This window comes from Pseudomonas sp. PvP001 (genome assembly GCF_040546375.1).
Classification (GTDB): domain Bacteria; phylum Pseudomonadota; class Gammaproteobacteria; order Pseudomonadales; family Pseudomonadaceae; genus Aquipseudomonas; species Aquipseudomonas coleopterorum.
In genome coordinates, this window is the sequence record NZ_JBEPNQ010000001.1 from 271,181 (window position 1) to 295,868 (window position 24,688).

Consider the following 24,688-nt stretch of genomic DNA (forward strand, 5'->3'; position numbering starts at 1 on the left):
TGCACCTACACGCCTATAAAGAAGCCGCTGATGGCAGATGACGCGCAGTATCGAATTGCCTTGAAGTCCGACAGTTCGGCCCAGCGCATGGCTATCCTGTTCGTGGCGCTGGTGGTGGTCTCGCTCATCGTCCTTGACGTCTGGCAGACCCTGACTGCGCGAGCACAGGCCTTGCGGGTCAGCGAGATCACCACCTCGAACCTGGCTCGCTCACTGGCGCAGCATGCCGAAGACACCATCAAGCAATCGGACACCGTACTGCTGGGGCTCATCGAGCGGATTCAGGTCGACGGCACCGCTCCGCCTCAGGTGCAGCGGCTGCGCAACCTGATGCAGGGGTGGACGCGCTCGCTGGCGCAGTTGCAGGGGCTGTTCATCTACGACAGCGAGGGGCGATGGATCGCCAGTTCCAACGCCGTCGATCCGCCGGGGCTGAACAATGCCGATCGCGACTACTTCCGTTACCACCAGGCCAGTCCCGACCCCGGCGTGCATGTGGGCCCGGTGATTCGCAGCCGTTCCACCAACGCCCTGGTGATTCCCGTGTCCCGGCGCTTGACCGGCGCCGATGGCAGGTTCGCCGGTGTGGTGCTGGCGACGTTGAAAGTGGACTATTTCAATCAGTTCTACGCCGGCTTCGACCTGGACGCTCATGGGGTCATCGCCCTGCTGCTCAGGGACGGCACCCTGCTGCTGCGCCGACCGTTCGACGAAAACGTCATCGGCAGCAGCCTGGCCAAGGGCAAGATCTTCAGCGAGATGTTGCCTCAGGCCGATCACGGCACATTGCTGCAGCGTTCGCTGGTGGACGATGTGGAGCGCATGTACAGCTACCATGCCTTGCGCAATTATCCGCTGGTGCTGGAAACCGCTGAATCCAAGGCTGCGCTGTTGGCCAGCTGGTACGAGAACCTGCTGCGCTCGGCTGTATTCGTGCTGGTGGTTGGCGTGGCCCTGGCGCTCTGCGCGATGACCTTGATCCGGCAGATCCGCCATGGTCTGCGTACCGAGGCGGAACTACGCAATGCCCACGCCGCGCTGCAGAAGCTGGCGATGCAGGACGGTTTGACCGGCCTGGCCAACCGCCGGCAACTGGATGCGGCACTGCCTGACGAGATTGGCCGGGCTCGACGCAACGCTCGCCCGCTGGGGGTGATCATGCTCGACATCGATCACTTCAAGCGCTTCAACGACCTGTACGGCCATCCCGCAGGTGACGAATGCATCAAGGCGGTAGGCCAGGCGGTGCTGGGCTGCGTGGGCCGGTCAGGCGACCTGGTGGTGCGCTATGGCGGCGAGGAGATTCTGGTGCTGCTGCCCGAAAGCGATGAAACCGGGGCCTGGCAGGTTGCCGAGAAGGTGCTGCTGGCGGTGCGCGCACTGGCCATTGCCCATGCTGGCAGCGATCTGGGCATCGTGACCATCAGCGCGGGCGTGCACGTGTGGCGCAACAACGACCCGGACGCGCGTGCCCAGAACCTGGTCGAAGCCGCGGACCAGGCGCTGTACCGGGCCAAGACCTCGGGCCGTAATCGTGTCTATCCGCTGCAGCCGTTGGTGGTGCAACGCTGATCGAAATCAGAGCATCTGCTGGTTGGCGGCCATCGACTCGATGACCATGCTCTTCTGGTCTTCGGACAGCGCGTCCCAGATGTGTACCTTGGCGTAGAAGCCGAGGCTGCCGAGGATATAGAAGCTCAACACGGCGATGGTCAGCAGCGTCAGCCAGGACCAGCGTCCGCCTTCGTCGACTTCTTCGAAGGTGGAGTAGCCGTTGTCGATGCGTTGATCACGCATGGACGCAAGGCTGGTGGTGACGCGTTTGTAGCAATAGGACAGCAACAGCAGCAACAGGCGGAGCATGGAAAAAAGGCCTCGGTGGGTGGCGGATGGCGATGAGTGCGCATCAGAAACGCAAAAAGCCCGTCTTTGACGGGCTTTTTTTATAGGTAATGTGCCGTGGACCCAATAGATCCCAACACTTTGGACGAATTTTAGGCAGCTTGACGGGCGCTGTAAACCGCACCGACGCGAAGAGGTATGACAACTTCGACAGCAAACGCGCGCAATCCTGCGAGCCAGAGCGCTGCGCGGCAGGGCTGCGGCACGCTGTCACACCGCTGACGCGGCTTGCGACCGCCGACCATCGACCGTGTCCCCCTGTAGCAGCGGCGCAAGCCGCGTCCGGCCTCACCGCGTCCATACAGACACACCGCACACACTGCCGACGCGGCTCGCGCCGCTGCTACAACGACCGCGTACCCCTGTAGCAGCGGCGCGAGCCGCGTCCGGGCTCACCGCGCTCATCCAGGCACACCGCATACACCGCCGACGCGGCTTGCGCCGCTGCTACACCGACCGCGTACCTCTGTTCCGGGCTCACCGCGTTCATCCAGGCACACCGCATACGCCGCCGACGCGGCTTGCGCCGCTGCTACACCGACCGCGCACCGCTGTTCCGGGCTCACCGCGTTCATCCAGGCACACCGCATACGCCGCCGACGCGGCTTGCGCCGCTGCTACACCGACCGCGTACCCCTGTAGCAGCGGCGCGAGCCGCGTCCGGGGGCTGCGTGTATTTGCGGATTCTCCGCGCGGCGCTTGTCGCTAGGCTTTTTGCAGAGGCAGCCTTTATCATGGCCACAGTTCCACATCAGAGCCGCCCATGAAGTTTGCCATCGCTGTCTACTCGCCCGCCCATTCGCCGGCCTCGCGGCGGGCGCTGCTGTTCGCCCAGGCGGTCTTGGCCCAAGGCCATCAACTGCTGCGGGTGTTTTTCTATCAGGACGGCGTGCACGCGGCGTCCGGCAATGTCGTGACCCCGCAAGACGAATTCGACACGGCCGCGCAATGGCGCGCCTTCATCGTCGAGCACCAGGTCGATGCGGTGGTCTGCATCGCCGCCGCCCTGCGCCGCGGCGTCCTGAATGAAGAAGAGGCCCGCCGCTACCAACGCCCGGCCGCCAACCTGACCGAACCTTGGCAACTGTCAGGGCTGGGGCAGTTGCACGAAGCCGCCCAGCAAGCAGACCGGCTCGTCAGCTTCGGAGGTCATTGAGATGGCCAAATCCATGTTGATCATCAGCCGCCAGGCGCCATGGGCTGGCCCTGCCGCTCGCGAGGCCCTGGACATCGCCCTGGCCGGAGGCGCCTACGACCTGCCGGTTTCGATGCTGTTTCTCGACGACGGTGTCTATCAACTGACGGACGCCCAGGCACCCGGCGCCGTGCAACAGAAGAACCTGGCCGCCAACCTGCAGGCGTTGCCGTTGTTCGGAGTCGACGAGCTGTTCGTCTGTGCCGCCAGCCTGGCCCGCCGCGGCCTGTCCGATGCAGCGCTGGCCATCGCCGCGCAGACGCAAACGGATGAACAACTGCGCGAGCTGCTGCCGCGCTTCGACCTGGTGGTGACCCTGTAATGAGTACCCTTCACGTACTGTCGCATTCGCCGTTCAGCGACCAGCGCCTGCCCAGCTGCCTGCGCCTGCTGGGCCACGACGACGCCATCCTGCTCACTGGCGATGCGGTCTACGCCCTCACACCAGGCAGCGAGCCCTGGGCATCGCTATCCGGCGTCGGGGTCGCGGTGTTCGCCCTGGCCGAAGACGCGCGAGCACGGGCGCTGCCAGGCAACCCCGCCGTGGAATTGCTCGACTACCCCGGATTCGTCGAACTGACCCTGGCCTATGACAAGGTCATTAGCTGGCTATGAATACGCTTACCGTCGTCAATCGGAACATTGCGCTGGATCAGGATGGCTACCTGCAGTCGCTCGACGACTGGAACCCGGACGTTGCGTCCGCCCTCGCCAGCGCCGAAGGCCTGGAGCTGACCCCCGATCATTGGCAGATCATCGACCTGCTGCGCAGTTTCTACGCGCAGTACCAGCTTTCGCCCGCTACACGACCACTGATCAAGTACGTCGCGCAGCAACTGGGCGCTGAAAAAGGCAACAGCCTGCACCTCAATCGCCTGTTCAACGGCACTCCTGCCAAACTCGCTGCGAAGCTGGCGGGCCTGCCCAAACCGACCAATTGCATATGACCGACTACCCTGCACTGACCCTGGAAACCCCCGAAGAGCATCCGTTCGCCCAGTTCGTGCGGGCGCTCGGCAAAGGCAAGCGCGGCGCGCGCAATCTCACCGGTGAAGAGGCCCGCGAAGCCATGGGCATGCTGCTCGACGGTCGGGTGGAGGACGCGCAGCTGGGCGCCTTCCTGATGCTGCTGCGGCACAAGGAAGAAAGCGCCGAGGAACTGGCCGGATTCACCCTTGCCCTGCGCGAGCGCTTGCAGGCGCCCGCCCTGGCCGTCGATCTGGACTGGCCAACCTACGCCGGCAAGAAGCGCCATCTGCCTTGGTACCTGCTCGCCGCCAAGTGCCTGGGTGGCAGCGGGCGGCGCATTTTCATGCACGGCGGCGGCGCCCACACGGCCGGGCGACTGTACAGCGAGCAGTTGCTCGGCACCTTGAACATTCCCTTGTGCCGGGGCTGGGACGCGGTAGGCCAGGCGCTGGACCAACAGGGTCTGGCGTTCGCGCCACTGGTGGACTGGGCCGCGCCCCTGCAGCGCATGATCGACCTGCGCAACAGCTTGGGCCTGCGTTCGCCCATTCATTCGCTGGCGCGGATTCTCAATCCGTTGAGTGCGCGGTGTGGCCTGCAGAGCATCTTCCACCCCGGCTACCAAGCGGTGCACCGCGATGCCAGCGGTTTGCTCGGTGACACCGCGATCGTGGTCAAGGGCGACGGTGGCGAGATCGAGATCAACCCGGACAGCGCCAGCCACCTCTATGGCACCCGCGACCACCTGCCCTGGGACGAGGAATGGCCCGCCCTCGCCGCCCAGCGCCACGTCAAGCCGCCCAGCCTGGAAAGCCATCATCTGGTCGAGTTCTGGCAGGGCGAGCGTCAGGACAGTTACGGCGAACTGGCGCTGATCTCCACCATGGCCCTGGCCCTGCGCGGATTGGGCAGTTCCCGCGAAGAGGCCTTCGAAGAAGCCCGCGCCCTGTGGGCGGCGCGGGATCTTGCAGGGTGTGCGAAATCGTCGTAGCCAATCGGCGCGATGCCAGATCGACCGCGTGTGCCGCCGACGCGGCTTGCGCCGCTGCTACAGGGCACCGTGATACAGTTCGGGGACACGCATCGGGGAGACGAACATGGGGTTGCTGATCGAAGGGCGCTGGCATGACCAGTGGTACGAAAGCAGCAAGGACGGCGCCTTCGAGCGTGAAATCTCGCAGCGCCGCCATTGGGTCACGGCCGACGGCGCGCCGGGGCCTGATGGTGAAGGCGGCTTCAAGGCCGAAGCCGGCCGCTACCATCTGTACGTCTCGCTGGCGTGCCCGTGGGCCCACCGGACCTTGATCGTGCGCAAGCTCAAGGCCCTGGAAACGCTGATCGACGTATCGGTGGTGAGCTGGCACATGGGCGAGCATGGCTGGACCTTCGACAGCGACACCGGTTCCAGTGGTGATCACCTGGGGCCGCTGCAGCATCTGCATGAGCGCTACACCCGGGACGATCCGCAGTACACCGGCCGGGTGACGGTGCCGGTACTGTGGGACAAGCAACAGAATCGCATCGTCAGCAACGAGTCGGCCGAGATCATTCGCATGTTCAACAGTGCGTTCGATGCCCTCACCGGCAACCGCCTGGACCTCTATCCAGCGCCCCTGCGATCGACCATCGACCGCATCAACGAAGCGGTGTACCCCAACGTCAACAATGGGGTCTACCGTGCAGGCTTTGCCACCTCGCAGCAGGCCTATGCCAGCGCCTTCGATGACGTGTTCGCCGAGCTCGACGGTCTCGAAACGACCCTCGACACCCAACGCTACCTGACCGGCGAGTACCTGACCGAGGCCGATTGGCGGCTGTTCACCAGCCTGATCCGCTTCGACGCGGTGTACCACGGGCATTTCAAGTGCAACCTGCGGCGCATCGTCGACTACCCGAACCTGTCCAACTGGTTGCGCGAGCTGTACCAATGGCCCGGCATTGCCCAGACGGTCGACTTCGAACACATCAAGGGCCATTACTACACTAGCCATCCGACAATCAATCCGACGGGCATCGTGCCCAAGGGACCGCTGCAAGATTTCACTGCGGCTCATGATCGTCAGCGCCTGCAAGGCCGGGGCATCTGGCAGCGCGCCGAAGGTTGAAAGCGATGCAGTCCTCGTTGTTCGACGAGCCACAGCAACCCACTCGCCGCGAGGCCTTGGGCGAGCAGACCTTCGTCCTGCGCGGCTTTGCCCTGCCCTGGCTTGAGGAGATCCTCCCGGCCCTGCGCGAGGTACTCAGGGCGGCCCCCTTTCGGCGCATGGAAACGCCCGGCGGGCACACCATGTCGGTAGCCTTGAGCAATTGCGGTCAGTTCGGCTGGAGCACGGATGCAAGAGGCTATTGCTATGTCAGCGACGATCCCCTTACCGGCCGACCATGGCCAGCGCTGCCCGACGTGTTGCACACCCTGGCGCGGGAAGCAGCGGCGGCGGCCGGTTTCGATGATTTCAGCCCCGATGCCTGCCTGCTCAACCGCTATGTGCCCGGCGCCAAGATGTCGCTGCATCAGGACCGCGACGAACGCGACTACGGTGCGCCGATCGTTTCGGTTTCCTTAGGGCTTGCGGCGATGTTCCAGCTCGGCGGCCTGCAGCGCAGCGATCGCCCGTTGCGGGTGCCCCTGCTGCACGGCGACGTGATGGTCTGGGGTGGAGTCGATCGCCTGCGCTTCCATGGCGTGTTGCCGCTCAAGGAGGGGGTGCACCCGGTGATGGGTCCGCAGCGCATCAACTTCACCCTGCGCAAGGCGGGTTGAGCGCAAGCAACGGAGTGTTAGCCCCGGTAACAGGCGCTACCATGCCTGCCTCGACGATCGATGGAATCGCGCCATGCCCAGCCCTTCTGCCCCTCACAACCAATTGGTCGCCGCCGCCTGCCGCCATATCGAGGTCAGCGACGGCGTGCCCGAACTGGGCGAGCTTGCCGCGCAGGCTGGCTTGAGTCCCTGGCATTTTCATCGGGTGTTCAAGGCGGTGACCGGCCTCACGCCACGCAGCTATGCCACCGCCCGGCGAGCAGAGAAGGTCCGCGAACAGCTCCTTCAGGGCAAATCCGTCACCGAAACCCTGTACGCCAGCGGCTTCAATTCATCCGGGCGTTTCTACGAAGCGGCCAATGGCATGCTCGGCATGACCCCGGCGGCCTTTCGCGAGGGTGGCAGCAATGCTTCGATCCACTTCGCGCTTGCCCAATGCAGCCTCGGCGCGGTGCTGGTGGCCTGCAGCGAACGCGGGGTGTGCGCGATCCTGCTGGGAGACGAGCCGCAAGCCCTGCTCGACGATCTGCAGCGACGCTTTCCCAAAGCCACACTGGTCGGCGCCGACGCGGACTTCGAGGCGATCGTGGCCAAGGTGCTGGGCTTCATCGAGGCGCCGAGCACGGGGCTGGAGTTGCCCCTGGACATCCGCGGCACCGCGTTCCAGCAACGGGTATGGCAGGCGCTGGCCAGGATCGAGCCGGGGACCACGGCCAGTTACGCCGAAATCGCGGCGAGCATCGGCGCGCCCAATGCGGTGCGCGCCGTGGCCGGGGCCTGCGCCGCCAACGCCCTGGCCGTAGCGGTGCCTTGCCATCGCGTGGTACGTACCGATGGCGGACTTTCGGGTTACCGTTGGGGGGTCGAGCGCAAGCGCGAACTGCTCGCTCGCGAGCGGCAGCCGGACAACGTCTGAGGCTGACGACCCAGCATCGTGTTCAGGACCCTGCGGATCGGGCTGGCCTTGCGCTATATATTTTGCTATACGACGGTATCTTTTCCAGCAGAGTCATGCCCCCATGAAGTTCACCACCACCCTGCTCGCCCTCGGCACCGCTCTGGCGTTCAACGTCGCCCACGCCGACGAAGTTCAAGTCGCCGTCGCCGCCAATTTCACTGCGCCGATCCAGGCCATCGCCAAGGCTTTCGAAACCGACACCGGGCACAAGCTGGTGGCGGCCTATGGGTCGACCGGTCAGTTCTATACGCAGATCAAGAATGGCGCGCCGTTCGAAGTGTTCCTCGCCGCCGACGACACCACCCCGGCCAAGCTGGAAAGCGAACAGGAAACCGTGCCCGGTTCGCGTTTCACCTACGCCACCGGCACCCTGGCGCTGTGGTCGGCCAAGCCCGGCTACGTCGACGCCGACGGTGCCGTTCTCAAGAAAAACGAGTACCAGCACTTGTCGATTGCCAATCCCAAGGCAGCACCCTATGGTCTGGCGGCAACCCAAGTGCTGGCCAAGTTGGGCCTGACCGAAGCCACTCAAGCCAAGCTTGTCGAGGGGCAGAACATCACTCAGGCGTTCCAGTTCGTGTCCACCGGCAACGCCGAGCTGGGTTTCGTGGCGCTGTCGCAGATCTACAAGGATGGCAAGGTGTCCAGTGGATCGGCCTGGATCGTTCCGGCTCAGTTGCATGACCCCATCAAGCAGGACGCGGTGATCCTCAACAAAGGCCGCGACAGTGCAGCCGCCAAGGCGCTGATGCAGTACCTCAAAGGCCCGGCCGCCGCCGCGATCATCAAATCCTACGGCTACCAGATCTGATGCCTCTGGATGCCAGCGACCTGGGCGCCATCTGGCTGACGATCAAGCTGGCGGCATTGACCACGGTGATCCTGCTGCTGATCGGCACGCCGATCGCCTGGTGGCTGGCCCGGACCTCCTCGCGCTGGCGCGGTCCGGTCGGCGCGGTGGTCGCCCTGCCCCTGGTATTGCCGCCGACGGTCATCGGTTTCTATCTGCTGTTGGCGCTCGGCCCCCATGGCTTCATTGGTCAGGTCACGCAGGCGCTTGGTCTGGGCACGGTGGTATTCAGTTTCACCGGGCTGGTGATCGGTTCGGTGATCTACTCCATGCCGTTCGTGGTTCAGCCGTTGCAGAACGCATTCAGTGCCATCGGCGAGCGGCCGCTGGAGGTCGCGGCGACGCTGCGCGCCAGTCCCTGGGACTGTTTTTTCAGCGTCGTGCTGCCGCAGGCCAAGCCTGGTTTCGTTACCGCCAGCATCCTGGGCTTCGCCCACACAGTGGGTGAATTCGGCGTGGTGCTGATGATTGGCGGCAACATCCCGGACAAGACCCGCGTGGTCTCGGTGCAGATCTTCGATCATGTCGAAGCCATGGAATATGCCCAGGCCCACTGGCTGGCCGGCGCCATGCTGGTGTTTTCCTTCGTGGTGCTGCTGCTGTTGCACCGCAGTCGCCAGCCGCACTCGGCCTGGAGTCGATGAGATGATCCATGCCCGTATCGACATGACCTATGGCGCGTTCTCGCTGAACGTCGACCTGCAACTGCCGGGGCGCGGGGTCAGCGCGCTGTTCGGTGACTCCGGTTCCGGCAAGACCACCTGCCTGCGCTGCCTGGCCGGTTTGTCGCGGGCTGCGAACGCCTATATAGAAGTCAACGGTGAGGTCTGGCAGGACAGCGCGCGGGGGATTTTCGTGGCACCGCACAAGCGGGCGCTGGGGTATGTCTTTCAGGAAGCCAGTTTGTTCGAGCATCTTTCGGTGCGGCGCAATCTGGAATACGGGTGGCGCCGGATCCGTCCCGAGCATCGCAAGGTCGGGCTCGATCAGGCATGCAGCCTGCTGGGCATCGACCACCTGCTGGAACGTCAGCCGGCGCACCTGTCCGGTGGCGAACGGCAACGTGTGGGTATCGCTCGGGCGCTGTTGACCAGCCCCAGGTTGTTGCTGATGGACGAACCCTTGGCCGCGCTGGACAGCCGACGCAAGGGTGAAATCCTGCCCTACCTGGAACGGCTGCACGACGAGCTGGAGATTCCAGTGGTGTATGTCAGCCATGCACAGGACGAAGTCGCACGGCTGGCCGACCACCTGGTGGTGCTGGAACAGGGCCGGGTGCTGGCCAGCGGGCCACTGGGCTCGACCCTGGCGCGCCTCGACCTGCCCATGGCATTGGAAGCCGATGCCGGGGTGGTGGTCCAGGCCAGGGTGCAGAGCTACGATCCCACCTACCAGTTGTTGTCACTGCAATTGCCCGGCGCTATCGAACCCCTGCGTGTCGCTCATGAGCTCCGGACCGCTGGCGAAACGGTGCGGATCAAGATCCAGGCCCGCGACGTCAGCCTCAGCCTGAGCCAGGACGACGCCAGCAGCATTCTCAATCGCTTTGCCGTCACCGTCGAGCAGGTGTCGGCTGCGCACAATCCGGCGCACGTGCAACTCAGCCTGCGCGCGGGCGAGACCTTGATACTGGCGCGGATCACCCGCTTTTCCGCGGACCAGTTGGGTGTTGTGGCAGGTTTGCAGGCCTGGGCGCAGATAAAGGCCGTAGCGGTGTTGGCCTGAAGATCGCATCAAACCGCGTCATTGCCGCACGGGGTGGATCTGACACTCCGCAGCGCCCCCCGACGCGGCTCGCGCCGCTGCTACAGAGACCGCGCCCCCTGTAGCAGCGGCGCAAGCCGCGTCGGCGGTGGACGCGGTATGCCTGAAGGAACGCAATAAACCCGGACGCGGCTCGCGTCCCCTGTAGCAGCGGCGCAAGCCGCGTCGGCGGTGAACGCGATATGCCTGAAGGAACCCGATAAACCCAGACGCGGCTCGCGTCCCCTGTAGCAGCGGCGCAAGCCGCGTCGGCGGTGAACGCGGTATGCCTGAAGGAACACCACAAACCCGGACGCGGCTCGCGTCCCCTGTAGCAGCGGCGCAAGCCGCGTCGGCGGTGAACGCGGTATGCCTGAAGGAACACCACAAACCCGGACGCGGCTCGCGTCCCCCTGTAGCAGCGGCGCAAGCCGCGTCGGCGGTGAACGCGGTATGCCTGAAGGAACACCACAAACCCGGACGCGGCTCGCGATCCCCTGTAGCAGCGGCGCAAGCCGCGTCGGCGGTGGATGCGGTATGCCTGAAGGAATGCAATAAACCCGGACGCGGCTCGCGCCGCTGCTACAGAGACCGCGTCTTCCCTGTAGCAGCGGCGCAAGCCGCGTCGGCGGTGGATGCGGTATGCCTGAAAGAACCCGATAAACCCGGACGCGGCTCGCGCCGCTGCTACAGGGCCGGCGAGGCGCGTGATGCGTGCGGGCGGGGCTACTCACGGCGTATGGGTTGCAGCATCTTGGGTTGCTTGAGTCGCTGCTGCAGTTCGGCGGCAGTCAGCGGTGCGGCGAAGTAGTCGCCCTGGCCGCGCAGGCAGCCGAGGTCGTACAGCAACAGGTGGTGTACCGCGCTCTGCACCCCGGTCACGGTCAGTTCGATACCCAGGGTACGCGCGGCCACCGACATGTGCTGCACCACCGCCAGGTGTCGCGACTGGTGGGGCGCTTCGAGCAGAAAAGGCGACGCCAGGCGCAGTTGATTGATCGGCCACTGACACAAGCGCTGCAGCGACGCCCCGCCGAAGCCGAACCCCTGCATGCCCAGATCGCAGCCCATCAGCCGAACCCGCAGCAGGGTTTCCAGGTATTGCGCCTTGGGCCGCGCCAGGCCGACATGGCTGAGCTCCAGCGCCACACGGTGCTTGCCCGTAAGGTGTGCGCGCACGATACCAAGCAACTCGTTCATCAGCGGTGGATGGCCCAGCTGTTCGAGCCGCATGCCCAGGCTCAGGCCCACCTGCAGCCCGGCATCGGCGAGCTGTTGCTGGACCTCGACCGCCTGCTCGGCCATGTACAGCAACAACGCGTTGCCCAGCCCGGCCCGCTCCACCGCCGGACAGAACTGCGCCATGGCCAGCGGCCCGTGCCGCGGGTGCCGCCAGCTCAACTGTGCATCGACGCTGCGGATACGCCCATCGGCAACCGTGCAGCGCGGCAGGAAGCAGATGTCGAACTGACCATCGGCGATCCCCGCCTGCACCTCGGCACGCCCGATGCGCACCGTCGACGGTATCGCCATGACCGCCTCCCTGGGCCTGTTCAACGCCGCAAAGAAGCGCTGCAGCCGGGCGAAGTCCAACGGACTGCCAGCATCCACGAGGTACTCGGCGCCCAACATGGACACCCATTGGTACAGCCCGGTGCGCACCTCCGGGTCGAGTCCGCCGCCAATCAGCACCGCGCGCACACGCTTGCGGGTGACGGCCTCCTGAATGATCCTCAATGCCCCGACGCCCAACACATCGACATTGCACACCAGCACATCGATGGGCTGGTGTTCGCGCAGCAATTGCACCGCCTGCTCGCTAGTCTGCGCCTGATAGACGGATGAGCAGCCCAGCTGGCTGAGCATCTGCACGGCGATCGCCCGCTGAAACCCGTGGCTTTCGACAAGTAACACCGTTGGCTTGATGTCTGACACGCTCACTTCCTCTGTTTCTTCATGCCCCAGGTTCTTGATGCCTATGTTCAACTCCGTGCCAGAGGCGGGATGCAGGCAATTTCCCAATACACCCCGGAAAATTCCTACGCCTTGCCGGACCTTTCGTGCCGTATCAGGTATTCGTCGAGACTGACCATGGCGCTCGCCAGGTCGTCGACCCCACGGCGCATGCGCTCGCCGGAAGGACTCGCCGTGCAGGCCTGTTCCAGTGCTTCGCATGCCGCCAGCAGGCGTCTGGCGCGAACGATGCGGGCGCCGCCCTTGATCCGGTGCACCAGCTCCGCCACTTCGCCGATCGCATAAGGTTGCGTCAGCGACTGCAGGCGTTTGAGATCCTGCAGGTTGCTGTCGGCCAGATCGTCGAGCAGACGCTGCAGGGAGATCGCATCGCCGCCGGTCAGTTGATCGAGACTGCCCAGGTCGACTTCGTGCTCCTGGGTTTCGGCCTGACGACGGGCGCGGTGCGGATCCAGATGCAGTGCCAGGCTTTCCAGGCTCAATGGCTTGAACAGGCAGTCGTCCATGCCTTGCTGCAGGCAACGCAGGCGCTCGCGGATCTGCGCGTTCGCCGTGCACCCCAGGAACAGGCATGGCTCCAGGTGCTTGCGACGCTCGTGCTCGCGCACCGCCTTGACCAACTGATAGCCGTTGATACCCGGCATGTTGCAATCGCTGATCACCACATCGTAGGCACCGCGCAGCCAGGCGCGCAGCCCGGCGGCGCCATGTTCGGCCACGGTCACTCGATGGCCGAGAAACGTCAGTTGGCGCTCCAGCAGCACCCGGTTGGCCGGATAGTCGTCGACCACCAGCACCTGCAACGCCGGCAAGCGACTGCGCGATGTCTCGCGTGCGGTCTGCCGGGGCGCTGCCGCGCCGGGAACCGCGTTGAACTGCACCTGCACCCGGGTGCCACAGCCCAGCACGCTGTGCAGCTCCAGCCTGCCCTGCATCAGCGCAGCCAGGCTACGGCAGATGCTCAGGCCCAGACCGGCGCCGACGCGGCTGCCGCGGCCACCGGCAGCCTGTCGATAGGGGGCGCCCAGGCGCGCCAGATCGGTCTGCGCGATGCCCTGCCCGGTGTCTTCCACGCTCAACTCCACCCGTGCACCGCGGGCCTGCGGCCACACGCAGAGGACCACGGTGACCTGACCTTCGCGGGTGAACTTGATGGCATTGCTGAGCAGGTTGGCGATGATCTGCTTGAAACGCACCGGATCGACACTGAGCCAGGTGTCGGGCGCGCCCAGCATGTCGAGCTTGAGCCGCAGGTATTTCTCTCGCGCCTGGGCCTGGAACAGGCCGACGGTTTCATTCGCCAGTTGCCCCAACTGACAAGGCGCAGGCAGCAATTCCAGCCGACCGGCCTCGATGCGGGTGACGTCGAGGATATCGCCGATCAGCGCCAGCAGACCGTTGGCCGACTGCGAGGCGACCTCCAGGGCCGGTTTGTCGAGCATGCCCTGCTCGGCTTTCTTCAGGGCCAGTTCGAGCATGCCCAGCACCGCGTTCATCGGCGTGCGTATCTCATGGCTCATGGTCGCCAGGAAGGTCGTCTTGGCCTGGTTGGCCGCTTCGGCCTGGGCCTGGGCGTCGCGGTAGGCCTCGCACAGGCGCTGGCGTTCGGTGATGTCGACCCACCCGGCAATCAAGCCTTGAATACGACCGTCGACACCGCGGTAGGGCAGCATCCAATGATGAATGATCAGCACATCGCCTGATTGCAGGGTGAGCGTGCGGTCCTCCACCACCGGTTCGCCGCGGTCCATCACCTGCATGTACACGTCCTGGGCAACCTGTGCGTGCGCCTCTTCGAGCAGGCCATAGCCGGTCAGCGGCTTGTTCAGGATGTCCTCGCGCGTTACGCCCAGGGCCTGCAGGTAGCTGGTGTTGCAGTTGATCAGGCGCGCCTGGCGATCGCGGATGTAGATCGGATGGGGCGTGCCGTCGATCATCACCCGCATGAACTCCAGTTGCGTGGTCAGGGCACGCTCGGCATCCACGCGCTGGCGGATCAGGCGCTTGAGGTAGCTGACCCAGCCCAGTGCCAGCAACAACAGCAGCAAGGCTGCGGCAAACCCTTGCATGATCGCCCAGCGGTAGCGTTGCCACAGACCGTCGGTGACGATCATTTCAGTGCGCCAGTGACGGGTCAGTTCGCTCATGTGCGGCGGTGGGATGTCCTGCAGGGCGCTGTCGAGGATCGACTGCAGCACTTGAGCCCGAGGCGATACGGCGAAGGCGAAATGGACCGGCGCCAGTGGCAGCGCCACACTGATGCGCAGCCGGTTGCGATACTGTCGCGCGATCATGTAGCGCGCGGCGATCAGGGGCAGCACCGCCGCTTCAGCCTGGCCGCGGTCGAGCATGGCCAACGCCTCGGCCGTACTGACCGCGTCCAGCCGGGTGATCGAGGGGTAGTTTTCCTGCAGCCATTCATGCACGCGGCTGCCCTCCACCAGCACGACGCGCTTGCCGCTCGCCTGCTCCAGCGAGACCAGGCCTCGCGCGCCCTCGCGGGTAACCAGTACCGGCGAGCTGCTCAGGAAACCTCGGCTGAATGCCAGGCGGGTCTGCCGCTCGGCGCTGGGGATCATGGCCGCGATCAGATCGGCCTCGCCGCGTTCGATCATTTCGCTCATACGTGTCAGCGAAGTGCCCTCGATCACCTCGATGGCCAGCCCGGTGCGCCGGGCAATCTGTTGCAGCACGTCAGCCGCCACCCCGGCGAAGCGGCCCTGATCGTCGCGGTAGCTGACCGGCACGAAACGCGGATCCATCAGCACCCGCAGTTCGCGACGTCCGGCCAGCCATTGCCGCTGTGCGGCGTTCAAGGTCAATGCCGCCGGCTCCGCCACGTCCGGGCGCTCGACGCTCCAGCGGCGCAGGATGGTTGCCCGCGCGTCGTCGGGTATGGCCGCCAGGGCCTTGTCCAAAACCCGCAACAGGCGCGCATCCTGCGGGCCGACGGCAAAGCCGAAGGCATGCCCTTCGATGCCCTCGGCCGATTGCAGCCGCAACGCAGGCAACTGGCTGCCATCGGCCTGGTAGACCATCGCCAGGGCCCCGCCGACGTACAGGTCAGCCTGCTGATACGCCACGGCCGCCATGGCGTTCAGGGGGGTGGGATGGAACTGCAGCTGAGCGGTCGGGAAGCGTTCGCGCACCTCGCTGGGCGAGACATGGTCCCTCACCAGGGCCACGCGCACCGGCGAGGCAGGATCGGCATCCAGCGCCCACTCCCGGCGCGTGGCCAGCACTGGCCGATCGCCGATATAGGGGTTCGAGAGCAGCAGCCCATGACGCAACACTTCGCGCCGGCTGGAGGTGCCCAGCACCTGGACCTCGCCCGCCTTCAGCGCAGCCAGCGCCAGCTCACGGGACGGATAGGCCTGCACTTCCACCTTCAATTCGAGCAGCTGTGCCAGCAGGTCCAGATAGTCGGCGCTGATGCCTTCGTAGGTGGCGCCGTTGGCGGACAGGTCGAACGGCGCGTAATCGGGGCGGCTGACGCCCACCCGCAAGACGCGCCGGGCGCGCAGCCACTGGCGGTCGCGATCGGCCAACTGGACCTGCAAGCGGTCGAACCAGGCGATCTCTGGCTGCGACCGGCCATGCAGCGGCAGCATCTCGGCGTGGACCAGGGCCGTACTGGCCAGCCACACGAGTACCCAACGCGTGCCGTGACCGATTCCCGCCAGAAGGCTCATCAGGCCACCCGTCAAACCAGAAAATTACGTTTGGCGAGCTCGGCCAGCTCGACCAGCGAGCCCATCTGCAGTTTGTCCATCAGGCGAAACTTGTAGGTGCTCACGGTCTTGTTGCTCAGCAGCATCAATTCGCCAATGGCCTTGTTGCTCAAGCCGCGGGCCAGGTGCTGCAGGATGGTCAGTTCGCGGTTGGTCAGGCGGGCGATGCTGTCCGTCTCGCTGACCAGCGCATCGCTGTTGCGCACCGAGCTGAAGGCGACCACCGGAAAATAGGTGAATCCGGTCCCGATGGCCGTTACCGCCTTGCGCAGCTCGTTGAGGTCGTCGCACTTGGACACATAACCCATGGCGCCCAGCTTCATGCAGCGCAGGGAAAAATGTTCGGCGGGCTGGGAGGTGAGGATGACGATCCGGCTGCTGGTCCCCAGTTCCTTGATCCTGGCGATGACATCCATGCCGTCGAGTCCGGGCAGGGAGATGTCGAGCACGATCAGGTCGGGCTGGTGAGTCTTGGCCATGAGGACGCCATCGACGCCGTCTTTGGCCTCTGCGACCACGCTGAACCTTTCCTGCTTGAGCAACAGTTTGACGCTGGACCGGATGAACGGATGATCGTCGATTATCAGTGCTGTACGCATGTGTTTCTCCTGATTGCGCGGGCGCCGGACGGCGCTTGCATGCCCGGTGCGTGCTTCCTTTGCAGCGTTTCGCAGCGCCTCTGTCGGTTCTGGATCAGGGGACGGCGGTCAAGCGCAGGACAAGACCACCTGCTGTAGGAGTGTTCCGCAAATTTGCGGTTGGCGTCGGTCGCCTCATTCCGAGTTGGCTATGGGAAGATTCCCAAACGCTTGAGTGAAATTTTCCCTAGCCTCGTAGGATGGCCACGCTTCAAGCGCCCCCTGTTCAGCGGTGCCAGTATTCCCGTGCTGTGCTGACATGAAAGCCGGACAATTCCCAAGCTTTCAGAGAAATCTCCTACACGTGGACCGCCGCAAACGTCTGCGAATGTCGCCGACGGGACTTCCGCGCACGGCCGCGGTCCATTGCAGACACAGGCCACGGTTTTCTGCGCAAATGTCCGACCTTCTCGAAATCGAACTTCCCGCTGATCTGCATTACGTTGACGACACCCAGCCCGGACTGCGTCGCAAGACGGTGCGTGGCCATTTCGCCTATTTCACGGCGGATGGCGAGCGCATACGCGACGAAGCCGAAATCAAGCGCATCAATGCGCTGGTGATCCCGCCGGCCTACACCGACGTGTGGATCTGCGCCGACCCCCAGGGCCACCTGCAGGCCACCGGGCGCGATGCACGCGGGCGCAAGCAATACCGCTATCATCCGCGCTGGCGCGAGGTCCGGGATGAAGACAAGTACTCGCGCATGATCGAGTTCGGCAAGATGCTGCCCAAGGTGCGGCGGCAACTGGAGGCCCACCTGGCCGCACCGGGGCTGGATCGCAACAAGGTCATGGCGGCGGTGGTGTCGTTGCTCGACAACACGCTGATTCGCGTCGGCAACACCCAGTACGCCCGAGACAACAAGTCCTATGGGCTGACCACCATGCGCAACAAGCATGTCGAGGTCAAAGGCCACACGATCGCCTTCCAGTTCCGCGGCAAAAGCGGCGTCGAACACTCGGTGACGGTGAAGGACCGGCGCCTGGCCACGATCGTCAAGCGTTGTATGGAGTTGCCCGGCCAGAATCTGTTCCAGTACCTGGATGAGGAAGGTCAACGGCACAGCGTCAGTTCCCACGACGTGAATGCCTACCTGCACCAGATCACCGGCGCTCATTTCACCGCCAAGGACTATCGCACCTGGGCTGGCAGTGCCCTGGCCCTGGCCATGCTGCGTGAGCTGCATTGGCAGCCGGAGCCCGATGCGAAGAAGCACATCGTCGACATGGTCAAGGCGGTGGCCAAACAGTTGGGCAACACGCCGACGGTCTGTCGCAAGTGCTACATCCATCCCAAGGTGCTGGAGCACTTCGTCATGGGTGAACTGGCCAAATTGCCCAAGCCGCGCCAGCGCAAGGGGCTGCGCCTGGAGGAAGTCGCCCTGGCAACGTTTCTCGAGCGCCTGGTGGCGGCTGCATAAAAGCGGCAAGCGAGGATGGCCGGAATTGTGGGTGGCGACTGCGGTCGGTTATAGCACGGCTCATACATTCCAAGGCTTTTCATGAAACCTACCGCTCCCAGCGGCTTCGTCCAGGTTCGCGGCGCTCGCGAACACAACCTCAAGAACGTCGATGTCGATATTCCACGCGATGCCCTGGTGGTCTTCACCGGGGTCTCGGGGTCGGGCAAATCGTCGTTGGCATTCGGCACCCTCTACGCCGAGGCGCAACGGCGCTACTTCGAATCGGTAGCCCCCTACGCTCGACGTCTGATCGATCAGGTCGGGGTGCCCGATGTCGACAGTATCGAAGGGTTGCCGCCGGCCGTCGCCCTGCAGCAACAACGCGGCACGCCCAGCACTCGCTCTTCGGTGGGCAGCGTCACCACACTGGGTAGCCTGGTGCGCATGCTCTATTCCCGCGCCGGCGCTTACCCAGCCGGCCAGGACATGCTCTATGCAGAAGATTTTTCGCCCAATACCCCGCAGGGTGCATGCCCGAATTGCCACGGTCTGGGCCGCGTGTACGAAGTCACTGAAAAGACCATGGTGCCCGACGACAGCCTGACCATTCGCCAGCGCGCGGTGGCCTCCTGGCCGCCGGCATGGCAAGGCCAGAACCAGCGCGACATCCTCGTGACCCTGGGGTATGACGTGGACGTACCGTGGCGCGACCTGCCGAAGAAACAGCGCGACTGGATCCTGTTCACCGAAGAAACCCCGACCGTGCCGGTGTATGGAGGGCTCACGCCGGAACAGACCCGCGAAGCACTCAAGCGCAAGATGGAACCCAGCTATCAGGGCACCTTCACCGGGGCGCGGCGCTATGTACTGCACACCTTCACTCACTCGCAAAGCGCACTGATGAAGAAGCGCGTCAGCCAGTTCATGATCGGCGCGGCGTGCGAAGTCTGCGCGGGCAAGCGACTCAAGCCCGAAGCGCTGAGCGTGACCTTTGCCGGCCTGGACATCGGAGAGTTCTCTCAACTGCCGCTCAGCCAGCTGGCGCAGAAGCTCAAGCCGGTGGCCGAGGGCAAACAGGTGGGCAAGAAACTCAGCGAGGAGAAGCGCCTGGCTGCTCAGCAACTCGCGCAAAACCTGTTGGGTCGCCTGCACACCCTGATCGATCTGGGCCTGGGCTACCTGTCCCTGGAACGCAGCACACCGACGCTGTCGTCCGGCGAGTTGCAGCGCCTGCGCCTGGCCACCCAGCTCGGCTCGCAACTGTTCGGCGTGGTCTATGTGCTGGACGAACCCACCGCCGGCCTGCACCCGGCCGACGGTGAGTCATTGCACACGGCGTTGCAGGGGCTCAAGGCGGCGGGCAATTCCCTGTTCGTCGTCGAACACGATCTGGACACCATGGCGCGCGCCGACTGGGTGGTCGATGTCGGACCGCTGGCCGGCGAACAGGGTGGCCAGGTACTGTACAGCGGTCCGCCCAAGGGCCTGGCCCGGATCGACGCGTCGCAGACCCGTGCCTATCTGTACGGCGGCGCCGTGCCGCTGCCGCGCCCGCGTCGCGAAACCGTCAACTGGCTGAAACTCGCCGACGTCAGCCGCAACAATCTGCACAAGGTGGCCGCCCAATTCCCGTTGCAATGCTTCACCGCCGTCACCGGCATCTCCGGCTCGGGGAAGTCGAGCCTGGTCAGCCAGGTATTGCTGGAGCTGGTCGGTGAACACCTGGGCCAGACTCAGGAAGAAGTCGAAGACCTGCTGGAAGACGCCGCGCCGCAGACGGAATCGGGGCACATCGTCGAGGGCATGGATCACATCAAGCGACTGGTGCAGGTCGATCAGAAGCCCATCGGCCGCACACCGCGCTCGAACCTGGCCACCTACACCGGCCTGTTCGATCATGTCCGCAAGCTGTTCGCCGCCACCGACGAGGCTCGTCGTCGCGGTTTCGATGCCGGACAGTTCTCGTTCAACGTGGCCAAGGGGCGCTGCCCGGAGTGCGAAGGCGAAGGTTTCGTCAGCGTCGAGCTGCTGTTCATGCCCAGTGTGTTCAGCCCCTGCCCGACCTGTCACGGCGCCCGCTACAGTCCCAAGACCTTGGCGGTGAAATGGCAGGGCCGTACCATTGCCGACGTGTTGCAATTGACGGTCCATCAGGCCTGTGAAGTGTTCGCCGAACAGCCAGCGGTGCTGCGCCCCTTGAGCGTACTGCGCGATATCGGTCTGGGCTATCTGCGCCTCGGTCAACCCGCCACCGAGCTGTCGGGCGGCGAGGCGCAACGGATCAAGCTGGCCACCGAACTGCAGCGCAATCAGCGTGGCGCCACCTTGTACGTGCTCGATGAGCCGACCACGGGCCTGCATCCCAGCGATGTGGACCGGCTGATGCAGCAGCTCAATCATCTGGTGGATGCCGGTAACAGCGTGATCGTGGTCGAGCACGACATGCGCGTGGTGGCTCAGGCGGACTGGGTGATCGACATCGGGCCAAAGGCTGGTGATCAGGGCGGCAAGGTGGTGGCGTCTGGAAGGCCCGAAGCGGTGGCCGAGGTTGGCCAAAGCCAGACTGCGCCGTACCTGCGCAGCGCCTTGGCAGAACCGGTGTAGCGAATCGGCAGCCCCGAAGGGTCGGGGCTGCCGGAGGTTCAACCGACGGGCTTGCTCTGGCCTTCATCGGAGGGGGTACGTTCCTTTTCCCCCTGCTGATTCTCGCGCTTGTGCTCCTCACCGACCTTGCCGGCATTTTCCGGCTTGTGGTCGAGGTCTTCGCGATCGGATTCTTTATTCTCGGTAGTCACGGTACTTCTCCTGGGAGTGCGCGGACGGCACATTGGGCCGTCATGCAGTTTAGGCATCTGCGCATGGCATTCGTGCCCAAACGTTTCCAGGCTGAACTCCCGCACCGCGTTGTCAGTCAGCATTGAAACGCCATTATCGGAGGATCATCCCGGATGCAGATTTCATTGGATAAACAGGTCGCCTTGGTCACCGGCGCCAGCTCTGGTCTGGGTGCCGCCGCCGCGAAGGCATTGGCCGCCGCCGGTGCCAGCGTGGTCGTGAACTACAATTCCCACGCAGAGCCTGCCGAAAAACTCGTCGCGCAGATCCGCGAAGCGGGTGGCAAGGCCATTGCGGTAGGCGCCGACGTGTCGAAGGAAGACGACGTCGAGCGCCTGTTCGCCACGACGGTCGACACCTATGGCGCTCTGGACATCCTGGTTGCCAACTCCGGGCTGCAGCGCGACGCCGCCACGGTCGACATGACCCTGGCCGACTGGAACAAGGTGATCGAAGTCAACCTGACCGGCCAGTTCCTCTGTGCCCGCGCGGCCTTGCGTCAATTCCAGCAGCAAGGGCCACGTTCCTGGCTGTCGCGCGCGGCTGGCAAGATCATCCACATGAGTTCGGTGCATCAGCTCATTCCGTGGGCAGGCCACGTCAACTATGCCGCGTCCAAAGGCGGTATCGACCTGCTGATGCGCAGCATTGCCCAGGAAGTGGGCGAACAGCGCATTCGCGTGAATGCCATCGCACCCGGTGCCATCCGCACGGCGATCAACGAAGAGAACACCCAGGGCGATGCCGAAAAGAAACTGCTCGAGTTGATTCCCTACGGTCGCGTCGGCGAAGTGGACGACGTTGCCAACGCAGTGGTCTGGCTGGCGTCCGATCTGAGTGACTACATACATGGCACCACTTTGTTCATCGACGGCGGCATGAGCCTGTATCCGGGGTTTCGAAACAATGGCTGAAGACGTCTGCAGTACCACGCAAAGCCCCATCGAGGCCCACGGTATCATCGGTGACATGCGCAGCGCTGCACTGGTCGCCGACAACGGCAGCATCGACTTCTGCTGCTGGCCGGAATTCGACAGCCCTTCGATATTCACCGCGCTGCTCGACTGCGACCGCGCCGGTGTCTTCGAGCTGGCTCCGGATCTACCCACTGCACGCCGTCAACAAATCTATCTGCCCGACAGCAACGTGTTGCAGACACGTTGGATCGACCATGATGCCGTGGTCGAAATCACCGATCTGATGCCGATCGCCGCCGTGGCCGACGCCCTGCCCCGGCTGATCCGCCGAGTCGAAGCCCGCAACGGCACGGCCACCATTCGCCTGCGTTGCCGGGTTCGACACGACTACAGCCGCGCCGATACCCAGGCCTACGCCAGTGGCGAGGACGTCTGCTTCCGGGCCGAGGGCCAACCCACTCTGCGGCTGTCGGCGACCCAGACCCTGAGCATCGACGAGCACAGCGCCATCGCTGTGTTCGAGCTCAAGGAAGGCGAATGCGCCGAATTCATCCTGGGTGGCGAAGAAGACCCCATGGTGAGCGCCGGCAAGGGACAGACCTGCCTGGAAGAAACCCTGGCGTTCTGGCGCAACTGGATCGGCCATTCGAACTACAAGGGTCGTTGGCGTGAAATGGTCGACCGCTCTGCCTTGGCGCTCAAGCTGCTGACATCGCGCCGGCACGGCGGAATCATTGCCGCGGCCACGTTTGGTCTGCCGGAGGCGCCGGGTGGCGTGCGCAACTGGGATTACCGCTATACCTGGATCCGAGACGCGTCGTTCACCGTATACGCGTTCATGCGCCTGGGTTTCACCACCGAGGCCAACGACTACATGCGCTGGGTACGCGATCGGGTCGGCGAATGCACCGACGAACCTGCTCGGCTGGGCGTGGTGTATGGCCTGGACGGCCGCGAAGAGTTGCCCGAGTCGGAGCTCGATCACCTGAGCGGGCACGGTGGTGCCCGTCCGGTGCTGGTGGGCAACGGCGCCCATGATCAGGTTCAGCTCGATATCTATGGCGAGTTGCTGGATGCGGTGTACCTGGCCAACAAGTACGGCGAAGCCATTTCCCATGAGGGGTGGAAACACGTCACTCACATCGTCGACAAGGTCTGCAGCAGTTGGCATCAGAAGGATGTCGGTATCTGGGAGATGCGCAACCCGCCCGAGCATTACCTGCATTCACGACTGATGTGCTGGGTCGCTATCGATCGCGCGTTGCGCCTGGCCGAGAAGCGTTCGCTGCCGGCACCGTTCGAGCGCTGGGACAAGGAACGACAGGCGATCCACGACGATATCTGGACCCATTTCTGGAACGCCGAAGCCGGGCACTTCGTACAGAAGCTGGGCAGCGTCGAACTCGACGGCTCCATGTTGCTGATGCCGCTGGTGCGCTTCGTCGGCGCCAGTGATCCGCAGTGGTTGAGAACCCTTGAAGCCATCGAACGCACGCTGGTTCGTGACGGTATGGTTTATCGCTATCGTCAGGATGACGGCCTGCCGGGCGACGAAGGCGCTTTCACGGCCTGTTCGTTCTGGTATGTGGAGTGCCTGGCCAGGGCTGGACAGGTGGAAAAGGCGCACTTGGAATTCGAACAACTACTGCGCTATGCCAACCCCTTGGGCTTGTTCGCCGAAGAGTTCGATCGACATGGCCATCACCTGGGCAATACGCCTCAGGGATTGAGTCACCTGGCGTTGATCAGCGCGGCCAGTTTCCTCGATAGAAAGCTGAGTGGCCAACGCACGCAATGGCAACCGTAGCCCTTGTAATCAACGATAGTGGCAAGAGTGCCACTATCACACCCATAAACCAAACGTAATGCCAATCTGCTAGGCGCTTGTCACGAAGCACGCCATACTGGCGCCTGTTACCCCTTGTTGCGCCATCGCTGCCGAGCCTCGATAAACCTGGCGCTTCGAGGGAATTAAATTTGTCATGCTGCGCTCCTATTCAGGTAGCAATGGACACACGTCATACACCGGATAAATTCTAAGCAAAGGAATCAAGGAGCCGTTCATGCTGATACTCACCCGCAAGGTAGGCGAAAGCATCGTCATTCACGATGACATCAAGATCACTATCCTGGGCGTTAAAGGGATGCAGGTGCGAATCGGCATCGATGCGCCGAAGGACGTACAGGTACACCGCGAAGAGATCTTCAAGCGCATTCAGGCGGGCAGCCCTGCGCCTGAAAAAGGAGATGGCAAGGCCTGATTGGCCAACTGCCGCGACCCTTCAAGCGCCGCCATGCAGCTGGTTCGAACCAGGCTGCACCGCGGCGCGAAGCGATCGTCAGATAGGCGTTGCCTGATGATGATTGTCGTCCGGAGCCCCTGCTCCCCCGCCAGCATGACGTTTCGCCTTGTCTGCGGCGAAATCCAGAGCGTCCTTGGCACACGTCAATCCATCGCGGATTTCGGTCTGCTCCTTGATCACACGGCCGTCCGACCCATAAGTCCCAAAGAACACTGAAACTTTGTCTTCAGCGATCTTGCGTGCGCGAACAACGATATGGCAGCCGTTCTTCAGCGTTTCTTCGTGGCGAACTTGCTCGTCCAGAAAATCCTTGGAGGATTTGTCCCACTCCTCGAACTGCGGAGTGGTTTGCAATTCTACGTCTGTCATATGCCTACCTCTTGTGGGTAATAAAGGCGATGCCTTATGTAACGGACCTTTCAGACACAGCGTGGTTCAGTAAAACGGAGCCAGGAAAGTCGGCAGACCCGGGTCGATCATAAAAAGGAATTATTCCAGCGGGCCACA

Annotated in this window: 23 protein-coding genes; 17 read left to right on the forward strand and 6 right to left on the reverse strand. The window is 63.9% G+C overall.

The window, feature by feature from the left end; genetic code table 11:
- Window positions 1-30 precede the first annotated feature (30 nt).
- Window positions 31-1,572 carry a sensor domain-containing diguanylate cyclase gene (locus tag ABMD26_RS01225; protein WP_354307053.1) on the forward strand — a complete coding sequence of 514 codons (1,542 nt, stop codon included), beginning with the start codon at window positions 31-33 and terminating at the stop codon, window positions 1,570-1,572.
- 6 nt (window positions 1,573-1,578) lie between these two features.
- Here the strand turns inward: ABMD26_RS01225 and ABMD26_RS01230 are convergent, their stop codons facing one another.
- Window positions 1,579-1,863 (reverse strand): hypothetical protein, encoded by a 285-nt coding sequence (locus tag ABMD26_RS01230; protein WP_134722243.1) that lies wholly within the window; start codon window positions 1,861-1,863, stop codon window positions 1,579-1,581.
- Between the two features lie 802 nt (window positions 1,864-2,665).
- Between ABMD26_RS01230 and tusD the strand changes: the two genes are divergently transcribed.
- From tusD to modC, 11 genes are all read left to right on the forward strand, one after another.
- Complete coding sequence (tusD, locus tag ABMD26_RS01235) at window positions 2,666-3,058, forward strand: sulfurtransferase complex subunit TusD (RefSeq protein WP_192068608.1); 393 nt, start codon at window positions 2,666-2,668, stop codon at window positions 3,056-3,058.
- A gap of 1 nt (window position 3,059) precedes the next feature.
- On the forward strand, window positions 3,060-3,419 hold the full coding sequence (gene tusC, locus ABMD26_RS01240; protein WP_134722241.1) for a sulfurtransferase complex subunit TusC: 360 nt from the start codon (window positions 3,060-3,062) through the stop codon (window positions 3,417-3,419).
- Entirely contained in the window at window positions 3,419-3,712 is a 294-nt protein-coding gene (tusB, locus tag ABMD26_RS01245) for a sulfurtransferase complex subunit TusB (RefSeq protein WP_354307056.1), read from the forward strand. The genes tusC and tusB overlap by 1 nt, the downstream gene beginning before the upstream one ends.
- A complete protein-coding gene (locus ABMD26_RS01250) occupies window positions 3,709-4,044 on the forward strand; it encodes a TusE/DsrC/DsvC family sulfur relay protein (RefSeq protein WP_354307058.1) in 336 nt (111 codons plus the stop codon). Before tusB ends, ABMD26_RS01250 begins: the two co-directional genes overlap by 4 nt.
- Entirely contained in the window at window positions 4,041-5,057 is a 1,017-nt protein-coding gene (locus ABMD26_RS01255) for a glycosyl transferase family protein (protein ID WP_122742114.1), read from the forward strand. The genes ABMD26_RS01250 and ABMD26_RS01255 overlap by 4 nt, the downstream gene beginning before the upstream one ends.
- Window positions 5,058-5,163: 106 nt before the next feature.
- Window positions 5,164-6,171 carry a glutathione S-transferase family protein gene (locus ABMD26_RS01260; RefSeq protein WP_354307060.1) on the forward strand — a complete coding sequence of 336 codons (1,008 nt, stop codon included), beginning with the start codon at window positions 5,164-5,166 and terminating at the stop codon, window positions 6,169-6,171.
- 5 nt (window positions 6,172-6,176) lie between these two features.
- A complete protein-coding gene (gene alkB / locus ABMD26_RS01265; protein WP_354307062.1) occupies window positions 6,177-6,827 on the forward strand; it encodes a DNA oxidative demethylase AlkB in 651 nt (216 codons plus the stop codon).
- Between the two features lie 73 nt (window positions 6,828-6,900).
- Complete coding sequence (gene ada, locus ABMD26_RS01270; protein ID WP_354307064.1) at window positions 6,901-7,743, forward strand: bifunctional DNA-binding transcriptional regulator/O6-methylguanine-DNA methyltransferase Ada; 843 nt, start codon at window positions 6,901-6,903, stop codon at window positions 7,741-7,743.
- 103 nt (window positions 7,744-7,846) lie between these two features.
- Window positions 7,847-8,596 (forward strand): molybdate ABC transporter substrate-binding protein, encoded by a 750-nt coding sequence (gene modA / locus ABMD26_RS01275; protein WP_354307066.1) that lies wholly within the window; start codon window positions 7,847-7,849, stop codon window positions 8,594-8,596.
- A complete protein-coding gene (gene modB, locus ABMD26_RS01280; protein WP_354307068.1) occupies window positions 8,596-9,279 on the forward strand; it encodes a molybdate ABC transporter permease subunit in 684 nt (227 codons plus the stop codon). The genes modA and modB overlap by 1 nt, the downstream gene beginning before the upstream one ends.
- Before the next feature lies 1 nt (window position 9,280).
- Window positions 9,281-10,360 carry a molybdenum ABC transporter ATP-binding protein gene (modC, locus tag ABMD26_RS01285; protein WP_354307070.1) on the forward strand — a complete coding sequence of 360 codons (1,080 nt, stop codon included), beginning with the start codon at window positions 9,281-9,283 and terminating at the stop codon, window positions 10,358-10,360.
- A gap of 744 nt (window positions 10,361-11,104) precedes the next feature.
- Here modC and ABMD26_RS01290 read toward each other — a convergent pair.
- The 3 genes from ABMD26_RS01290 to ABMD26_RS01300 form a co-directional block, all read right to left on the reverse strand.
- The gene (locus tag ABMD26_RS01290; protein WP_167649297.1) at window positions 11,105-12,313 is read right to left on the reverse strand and encodes an EAL domain-containing response regulator; all 1,209 of its coding nucleotides are present in this window, start codon (window positions 12,311-12,313) and stop codon (window positions 11,105-11,107) included.
- A gap of 104 nt (window positions 12,314-12,417) precedes the next feature.
- Complete coding sequence (locus ABMD26_RS01295; RefSeq protein ID WP_354307073.1) at window positions 12,418-16,044, reverse strand: transporter substrate-binding domain-containing protein; 3,627 nt, start codon at window positions 16,042-16,044, stop codon at window positions 12,418-12,420.
- An 11-nt stretch (window positions 16,045-16,055) separates the two neighbouring features.
- A complete protein-coding gene (locus ABMD26_RS01300) occupies window positions 16,056-16,682 on the reverse strand; it encodes a response regulator transcription factor (protein WP_134722231.1) in 627 nt (208 codons plus the stop codon).
- Window positions 16,683-17,118: 436 nt separating this feature from the next.
- Here ABMD26_RS01300 and ABMD26_RS01305 point away from each other — a divergent pair, with 436 nt between their 5' ends.
- Window positions 17,119-18,144, forward strand: a complete 1,026-nt coding sequence (locus ABMD26_RS01305) for a DNA topoisomerase IB (protein WP_122742104.1) — start codon at window positions 17,119-17,121, stop codon at window positions 18,142-18,144.
- 81 nt (window positions 18,145-18,225) lie between these two features.
- The gene (gene uvrA, locus ABMD26_RS01310) at window positions 18,226-20,730 is read left to right on the forward strand and encodes an excinuclease ABC subunit UvrA (RefSeq protein ID WP_134722230.1); all 2,505 of its coding nucleotides are present in this window, start codon (window positions 18,226-18,228) and stop codon (window positions 20,728-20,730) included.
- 38 nt (window positions 20,731-20,768) lie between these two features.
- Here the strand turns inward: uvrA and ABMD26_RS01315 are convergent, their stop codons facing one another.
- On the reverse strand, window positions 20,769-21,044 hold the full coding sequence (locus ABMD26_RS01315; protein ID WP_354311863.1) for a hypothetical protein: 276 nt from the start codon (window positions 21,042-21,044) through the stop codon (window positions 20,769-20,771).
- Between the two features lie 30 nt (window positions 21,045-21,074).
- Between ABMD26_RS01315 and ABMD26_RS01320 the strand changes: the two genes are divergently transcribed.
- The 3 genes from ABMD26_RS01320 to csrA all read left to right on the forward strand — a co-directional run bounded on the left by ABMD26_RS01320 (window position 21,075) and on the right by csrA (window position 24,139).
- Window positions 21,075-21,875 (forward strand): glucose 1-dehydrogenase, encoded by an 801-nt coding sequence (locus ABMD26_RS01320; RefSeq protein ID WP_354307076.1) that lies wholly within the window; start codon window positions 21,075-21,077, stop codon window positions 21,873-21,875.
- Window positions 21,868-23,685: a glycoside hydrolase family 15 protein gene (locus ABMD26_RS01325; RefSeq protein ID WP_354307078.1), complete on the forward strand. Its 1,818-nt coding sequence runs from the start codon at window positions 21,868-21,870 to the stop codon at window positions 23,683-23,685. The genes ABMD26_RS01320 and ABMD26_RS01325 overlap by 8 nt, the downstream gene beginning before the upstream one ends.
- 256 nt (window positions 23,686-23,941) lie before the next feature.
- A complete protein-coding gene (gene csrA, locus ABMD26_RS01330; RefSeq protein ID WP_043189867.1) occupies window positions 23,942-24,139 on the forward strand; it encodes a carbon storage regulator CsrA in 198 nt (65 codons plus the stop codon).
- A 78-nt stretch (window positions 24,140-24,217) separates the two neighbouring features.
- Here csrA and ABMD26_RS01335 read toward each other — a convergent pair whose 3' ends face one another.
- A complete protein-coding gene (locus tag ABMD26_RS01335; RefSeq protein WP_122742100.1) occupies window positions 24,218-24,550 on the reverse strand; it encodes a hypothetical protein in 333 nt (110 codons plus the stop codon).
- Window positions 24,551-24,688 lie beyond the last annotated feature (138 nt).

Coding starts and splice junctions, on each gene's coding strand:
- ABMD26_RS01225 (WP_354307053.1), top strand. CDS start 31: ATGGCAGATGACGCGCAGTATCGAATTGCCTTGAAGTCCGACAGTTCG.
- ABMD26_RS01230 (WP_134722243.1), bottom strand. CDS start 1,863: ATGCTCCGCCTGTTGCTGCTGTTGCTGTCCTATTGCTACAAACGCGTC.
- tusD (WP_192068608.1), top strand. CDS start 2,666: ATGAAGTTTGCCATCGCTGTCTACTCGCCCGCCCATTCGCCGGCCTCG.
- tusC (WP_134722241.1), top strand. CDS start 3,060: ATGGCCAAATCCATGTTGATCATCAGCCGCCAGGCGCCATGGGCTGGC.
- tusB (WP_354307056.1), top strand. CDS start 3,419: ATGAGTACCCTTCACGTACTGTCGCATTCGCCGTTCAGCGACCAGCGC.
- ABMD26_RS01250 (WP_354307058.1), top strand. CDS start 3,709: ATGAATACGCTTACCGTCGTCAATCGGAACATTGCGCTGGATCAGGAT.
- ABMD26_RS01255 (WP_122742114.1), top strand. CDS start 4,041: ATGACCGACTACCCTGCACTGACCCTGGAAACCCCCGAAGAGCATCCG.
- ABMD26_RS01260 (WP_354307060.1), top strand. CDS start 5,164: ATGGGGTTGCTGATCGAAGGGCGCTGGCATGACCAGTGGTACGAAAGC.
- alkB (WP_354307062.1), top strand. CDS start 6,177: ATGCAGTCCTCGTTGTTCGACGAGCCACAGCAACCCACTCGCCGCGAG.
- ada (WP_354307064.1), top strand. CDS start 6,901: ATGCCCAGCCCTTCTGCCCCTCACAACCAATTGGTCGCCGCCGCCTGC.
- modA (WP_354307066.1), top strand. CDS start 7,847: ATGAAGTTCACCACCACCCTGCTCGCCCTCGGCACCGCTCTGGCGTTC.
- modB (WP_354307068.1), top strand. CDS start 8,596: ATGCCTCTGGATGCCAGCGACCTGGGCGCCATCTGGCTGACGATCAAG.
- modC (WP_354307070.1), top strand. CDS start 9,281: ATGATCCATGCCCGTATCGACATGACCTATGGCGCGTTCTCGCTGAAC.
- ABMD26_RS01295 (WP_354307073.1), bottom strand. CDS start 16,044: ATGAGCCTTCTGGCGGGAATCGGTCACGGCACGCGTTGGGTACTCGTG.
- ABMD26_RS01300 (WP_134722231.1), bottom strand. CDS start 16,682: ATGCGTACAGCACTGATAATCGACGATCATCCGTTCATCCGGTCCAGC.
- ABMD26_RS01305 (WP_122742104.1), top strand. CDS start 17,119: ATGTCCGACCTTCTCGAAATCGAACTTCCCGCTGATCTGCATTACGTT.
- uvrA (WP_134722230.1), top strand. CDS start 18,226: ATGAAACCTACCGCTCCCAGCGGCTTCGTCCAGGTTCGCGGCGCTCGC.
- ABMD26_RS01315 (WP_354311863.1), bottom strand. CDS start 21,044: ATGCTGACTGACAACGCGGTGCGGGAGTTCAGCCTGGAAACGTTTGGG.
- ABMD26_RS01320 (WP_354307076.1), top strand. CDS start 21,075: ATGCAGATTTCATTGGATAAACAGGTCGCCTTGGTCACCGGCGCCAGC.
- ABMD26_RS01325 (WP_354307078.1), top strand. CDS start 21,868: ATGGCTGAAGACGTCTGCAGTACCACGCAAAGCCCCATCGAGGCCCAC.
- csrA (WP_043189867.1), top strand. CDS start 23,942: ATGCTGATACTCACCCGCAAGGTAGGCGAAAGCATCGTCATTCACGAT.
- ABMD26_RS01335 (WP_122742100.1), bottom strand. CDS start 24,550: ATGACAGACGTAGAATTGCAAACCACTCCGCAGTTCGAGGAGTGGGAC.